Origin of the sequence: Sphaerospermopsis aphanizomenoides BCCUSP55 (assembly GCF_001586785.1) — a bacterium.
Lineage (GTDB): Bacteria > Cyanobacteriota > Cyanobacteriia > Cyanobacteriales > Nostocaceae > Sphaerospermopsis_A > Sphaerospermopsis_A aphanizomenoides_A.
Genome location: NZ_LUFH02000181.1, coordinates 1 through 5,484 on the forward strand (window position 1 = coordinate 1; position 5,484 = coordinate 5,484).

The 5,484-nt window shown below is 41.2% G+C and carries 6 protein-coding genes; 4 read left to right on the forward strand and 2 right to left on the reverse strand.

From position 1 onward, the window contains the following. The first annotated feature begins 279 nt into the window (after nucleotides 1–279). The 4 genes from A0J48_RS25760 (at nucleotide 280) to A0J48_RS25775 (ending at nucleotide 2,862) form a co-directional block, all read left to right on the forward strand. The gene (locus A0J48_RS25760) at nucleotides 280–651 is read left to right on the forward strand and encodes an STAS domain-containing protein (RefSeq protein WP_200327424.1); all 372 of its coding nucleotides are present in this window, start codon (nucleotides 280–282) and stop codon (nucleotides 649–651) included. A gap of 275 nt (nucleotides 652–926) precedes the next feature. Then, nucleotides 927–1,406, forward strand: coding sequence for a Mini-ribonuclease 3 (locus A0J48_RS25765; protein ID WP_200327419.1), 480 nt, complete (start codon nucleotides 927–929; stop codon nucleotides 1,404–1,406). Between the two features lie 96 nt (nucleotides 1,407–1,502). After that, entirely contained in the window at nucleotides 1,503–2,471 is a 969-nt protein-coding gene (gene rlmB, locus A0J48_RS25770) for a 23S rRNA (guanosine(2251)-2'-O)-methyltransferase RlmB (protein ID WP_200327420.1), read from the forward strand. 88 nt (nucleotides 2,472–2,559) lie between these two features. Continuing rightward, on the forward strand, nucleotides 2,560–2,862 hold the full coding sequence (locus A0J48_RS25775; RefSeq protein WP_200327421.1) for a DUF1816 domain-containing protein: 303 nt from the start codon (nucleotides 2,560–2,562) through the stop codon (nucleotides 2,860–2,862). A gap of 542 nt (nucleotides 2,863–3,404) precedes the next feature. On the opposite strand, the gene A0J48_RS25780 is transcribed toward A0J48_RS25775, so the two are convergent. Both A0J48_RS25780 and A0J48_RS25785 read right to left on the reverse strand, forming a co-directional pair. Further along, the gene (locus A0J48_RS25780; RefSeq protein ID WP_200327422.1) at nucleotides 3,405–4,241 is read right to left on the reverse strand and encodes an alpha/beta fold hydrolase; all 837 of its coding nucleotides are present in this window, start codon (nucleotides 4,239–4,241) and stop codon (nucleotides 3,405–3,407) included. 203 nt (nucleotides 4,242–4,444) lie between these two features. Beyond that, entirely contained in the window at nucleotides 4,445–5,131 is a 687-nt protein-coding gene (locus tag A0J48_RS25785; RefSeq protein ID WP_200327423.1) for a hypothetical protein, read from the reverse strand. Nucleotides 5,132–5,484: the final 353 nt, after the last annotated feature.

The window sequence follows — 5,484 nt, forward strand, 5'->3', positions numbered from 1 at the left end:
CCACACCCCGCCCCAACGGGGCTTAGTCAAGCAGCGATTGCTTCCAGCACTGCGCCCAACGCAATCGCCTAGGTCAAAAGTAGAAAAATGGCCAGGTTGGTAATTCAATTTTGGATTGTAGATTTTAGATTTTAGATTTTAGATTGGAATTAATTCAATACAATCCAAAATCCAAAATCCAAACTCTAAAATTTTCTTACCCAATCCCCAATCTAGACAACTTGCTCAAAAATTATCTATACTTGAGCGTTTACTTTCAGTTAAGAGGACGAGGAGGGAATTATTGCTGAACCACTGAATCTAACCGTTAGCCTGAGAGGTACTCGTGAAGTCCGGGAGAACTGTCAGCTATTCCGCCTCACAGGTTTGTTAGACGCTTTTTCTGAACCCACATTTAGCAAAGTCCTGTCCGCTAAAATTGAGGAAGGTCCAAAGCACATAATTCTGGATCTCTCACAAATTGACTTTGTTGATAGCTCTGGCTTGGGTGCGCTGGTACAACTAGCCAAAAAAGCTAAAGAAGCCAATGGTACTTTGCAAATTGTTACTAATGCTCGTGTAACTCAAACAGTCAAGCTTGTTCGCTTGGAAAATTTCTTATCACTGCAAACTACTGTTGAAGCGGCGCTAGAAAATATCAAGCCTTCTTGATTGCTTGACTAAAAACAAAAAATTAAGCTATCCAGACGCTTTTATTGGATAGCTTAATTTTTATTTGGTAAGAGGAAACCCTTAATAGGAAACTATTAATAACGGAAAAATAACCTTTTGCCACTGAAAACTGACAAAATAAAAATTCAGTAATTTTTTTAGTGTTGAATTTACTAGGTATGGTAAGATAGGAAACTGCACAAAAAATAAAAGTTCGTGAAAATAATCTCCCAAATATTTTAGATATTTTTAGTAGGTCAAGGAATGATTAACTGGTGAAGCCCAAGGAGGAAGAAGCTAAAAATGAAGGAGATGGAGTTGTAAAGCCAGATTCATCTGAAATTCCCTCATTGTTGGCAAACACAACGCAATTACCCCAAGCAATATCCCAGGCACAAGTACAGCAAATTTCTCCTTCTGCCTTAGCTTACGTGGGGGATGCAATTTACGAACTGTATGTTAGAATGTTCTACCTGTTGCCACAGCAACGGCCAGAAATTTACCATCGTTTGGTAGTGGCACAAGTCAGAGCAGAAACACAAGCCCTACATTTGCGATCGCTGACTCCTCATTTAAGGAGTAACGAGTTAGAAATTGTCCGTCGAGGTCGTAACGCCGCCATAAGCCGCCCTAAGCGACTTGATCCCGAAATTTATCAACAAGCAACTAGTCTAGAAACGTTAGTTGGTTATTTATATCTCACCGATTACGCCCGTTTAATGGAACTGTTACAAAAACTCCATCTAGAGAAATAGTTAATAGCTCAATCTCCCGATAGGAAAATCAATAGTCACGGTTCATTAAATTGAGTTAATCGTGATGCCCACCCATCTGTTCAATCCCATAATCTCATGACTAATCAACCAAGAAAAATTAATACTCCTGGCGAAAAAAAGCGTGTGCAACCCATAAAAATCAAGGGTAAGCGCGTTATTGCTAATCCTACTCGTCATCAACCCAAGGGAGAAGGTAAATCCTTCTCTAGTAGACCACGCCCATCTCACCAATCTTCCCAGCCATCGCCAATTATCAAATCAGAAGATAGCGATCTCATTTATGGTCGTCATCCAGTCTTGAGTGCGTTGGAAAATCAGCGTGGACTCAACCGAATTTGGATTACTGCTCGTCTGCGCTACGATCCTCGATTTCATCATTTAATTCTCCAAGCTAAAGATAATGGCACAGTTATAGATGAAGTTGAACCCAAGCGTTTAGACCAAATTACCGACGGGGCTAATCACCAAGGTATCGCTGCACAAATTGCCCCTTACGCTTACATGGAATTAGAGGATCTGATTGCACAAGCGAAATCAGTCACTGATCCCGTAATTGTCGTTGCTGATGGTATTACCGATCCTCATAACTTAGGGGCAATTATTCGCACAGCAGAAGCAATAGGCGCACAAGGATTAGTTATTCCCCAAAGAAGGGCTTCGGGGATCACTTCCACTGTAGTTAAGGTGGCCGCAGGTGCTTTAGAAAACTTTCCTGTTGCTAGAGTGGTGAATCTGAGTCGTGCGTTGGAACAACTCAAAGAAGCTGGTTATTGGATTTATGGAACTGCTGCTACAGGTAGTGAACCGATACATACAGTGAAGTTTAGCGGTTCTACTGTTTTGGTAATTGGGTCTGAAGGTGAAGGTCTGAGTATGTTGACACAACGATCTTGTGATGTTTTAGTTTCAATACCCTTACAGGGCAAGACTCCTAGCCTCAATGCATCCGTAGCAGCAGGTATGGCGCTTTACGAAATTTATCGTCAACGCTCATTAAATACCCTCTATCTTGATAAATTAAATACAATTTCTTTGAAAAAATAAACCTAAAAGAGTATAAAGAAATGTAACAGAAAATAAAATCAGAATATTGTTTAACACCCTGTAGCACGTTTATAAGCTGGTGAAAACCATGACAACCATTTGGCATAACCTAAAAGAACAGCTAATTAGTGTATCTAACAATCTCGGCTTGGCTTGGTGGGTAGAAATTGTCACCCAAAATCCCCGGTGTACATACTACTTTGGACCATTTTTAAGTTCAGAGGAAGCTACATTGGCAAGTAAGGGCTACGTAGAAGATTTGGAAACAGAAGGAGCGCAAGGAATTATAGTTAATGTCAAGCGTTGTAAACCTTATGATTTGACGATTGCTGAAGACTTGGGGGAACGGATTGACCGCAAAGTAAAGCCTGCCTTTAGCGGTCAGATGTAAGATATACAGCAGCTTTTAGCAGTCAGCAGTCAGCAGTTAAACTAGCATGACAGTTGACTTGTCTCTTAGACTTTGTACTTGATTTATGTGCAAGACGCTGTAAATCCATAGGCTTTGACACTCTCCGCCCTATAAGGGCGAAGATTCTTCATTCATAGACCCAACTTGCTCAGACAAGATTTCTCCAGCATGAGTAGAGGTTGAATCCCACCTTCCGCACCCTAAACTGTCACACAACAAAAATTGGTCGTTTGGAGATTTGGGATTAGCGAACTGCTTGTAGCAGCGCTTCGCTATCGCCACCTAAGATTTAGACTTTTTTGTATAAAAAAATCCTGAAATGGATTCAAAAATCCGAAATTACCGATTGTGACACCGGGGGGTGCGGAATGTGGGGTATAAGTTTTAGAGCCAAGCTCCAAAACTTAACCGTTCGGCTGACGCTCACGGCGAAGCCTCAAGGGTTTTCAGCCTATTTTCTTATAAATAACTACGAATTACGTAGGCGTAAGCCGTGCCGTTAGGCTATTACGAATTACGAATTACGAATTACGAATTACTTCTGGATGTGCTTCCAACCACTGATCAATATCTGATAGCACCTGTTGAGGTATTTCCCAAGGGAAAAGATGGGCAGTGTGAGGATAACATTGCCACTGGGAATTATTAAGATGTTTAAATGTTTCTAAGCTAGAATCGGCAGTAATATGGCGGTCTTGATCACCAGCAAGCACTAAACTAGGGCATGGAATTTTCTCCAAGTCTGAAAGTCGATTGTACCCGGCTTGAATGGCGCTATAAAGGGCGCGAGCAGAGTATGGAGAAGTTTGTAAATAAGCTGGTATAGCTTCCCTAGCAATATAACCGTAAGCTGTGGGTGTATGTTGTTGAATTAAATAACGAAAGAGCGATCGCTTGCCAAAAGTTTCAATATTCCAAGACCAACTGGGTTTGATATAGTTTAATAGCGCCGCAACACCAGTATAAAGGTTATCCTGCCAAGAGATAGGGGGATGATTACCCCAAGGTCTAGCTGAGGTTGCTACTAAAATCAACCCTGTGATTCGCTTTGGTAAACGCAGTGCTAATTCCATTGCCAAAATTCCACCCAATGACCATCCCAATACTAGACACTTTTCAATCTCAAAACGGTCTAGGAGAGCTTCTAAGTCATCTAAATGGTCTTGCATATTAAAATTGCCATGGCAGCGACTTTTGCCGTATCCGCGCAAATCTGGGGTAAAGGTTTGGAATTTTTGTGATAAATGATTAGTGAAAACAGAAAGACTACGGGCTGCACCAGGATGTCCGTGTAAACCCAAAATGGGGAATCCTTGGCCTTGGATGTAAACTTTCAGCGGTAAGACTTCAGTATTCATGATATAGCAATCCTAAATCATTTATACCTTTAAGTTATATTGGATGATATTTTTGTAATTCAAACACAATACATTGAGGCAAGCAGAAATCTCTGATTTATCACTGTAGCCAGGATAATTAGGACATTATTAATCCTTGAAACGTAGATATAACAAGGCTTTTACTCCTGCCTCCTGCCCTCTGCCTCCTGCCTTCTGCTATATCACACGGCAAATTCAGCTTCTTCACCAGTCATCGCTTTGAGTTTGGACGTGAATGACTCAGTGATATCACTCCTTTGTGGAGTAAACTGGCCAATTGGTGGATTATTGGCATTTCCTGGTAGCAGTTTTGGCAGTTGATTAGGTATCAGACTTCTTTGAGACATCAGCTTTTGACTGACAGATGCTGCCAACTGTCGCTTGCTAGTATCTGCGGACACTTTAAATGAGGGAGATGTTAAAACCCGGCTTTCCAATTCTCCAGTTGCTAGAGAACGGGATGCAGTGTGACTCTCTCGATAATAATTCCCCCCGTGAGCAGGTAATAATTGAGGATTCTTAGTTGGCTCAATTGGCTGTGCTGGCGGTATTTGTGGAAGAACAGGGGGAGATATTTTAGTTAAGCTGGCTGGAAACTTACTGCAAATTAGACGTTCAAATTCCATGTTGAAATGATAAATCACCTCACCTCGCCGTAGCCAAAAGTTTAATATTTGTTGTACTGATATCGCTTTATAACGTCCTTGATACAGTGCTTCAATAACTGCTAAATGTAACCAATTAGTTGGGTAATTAGATCGCCAACGGTTAATTAACTCACTGGCACTGTACCCATTGAGGTCAAAACTATAGTGGACTAATAAGTTTACGGCCAATTCAGCGGAGGTATCTGGGGGTGTTGTTAGCATGGGCTTTCAGTTCCAGGCAATAGGTATAAAGGTGTCACCCATCGCATCTAACCTAACGTTTTTTTAGCTACATGAATGTTTGTTCACTAGCTGCAAATTTGATAGGCAGTGTTTTTTATTCTACTTGTCAATTGCTAATATGCAAAATAATATAGTATAACTTACGCACTTGACAAATTTACTATTGTATGAAATGTGACGGAAATCAGGAGTATGGCTAACGCCACGCTTCGCTATCAGGAGTTCAGGAGTATGGCTAACGCCACGCTTCGCTATCAGGAGTCCAGGAGTTCAGGAGAAAGAATAATGAAGTTTTTTCCTACTTCTCTTACGCCCTACACCCCACACCCCAC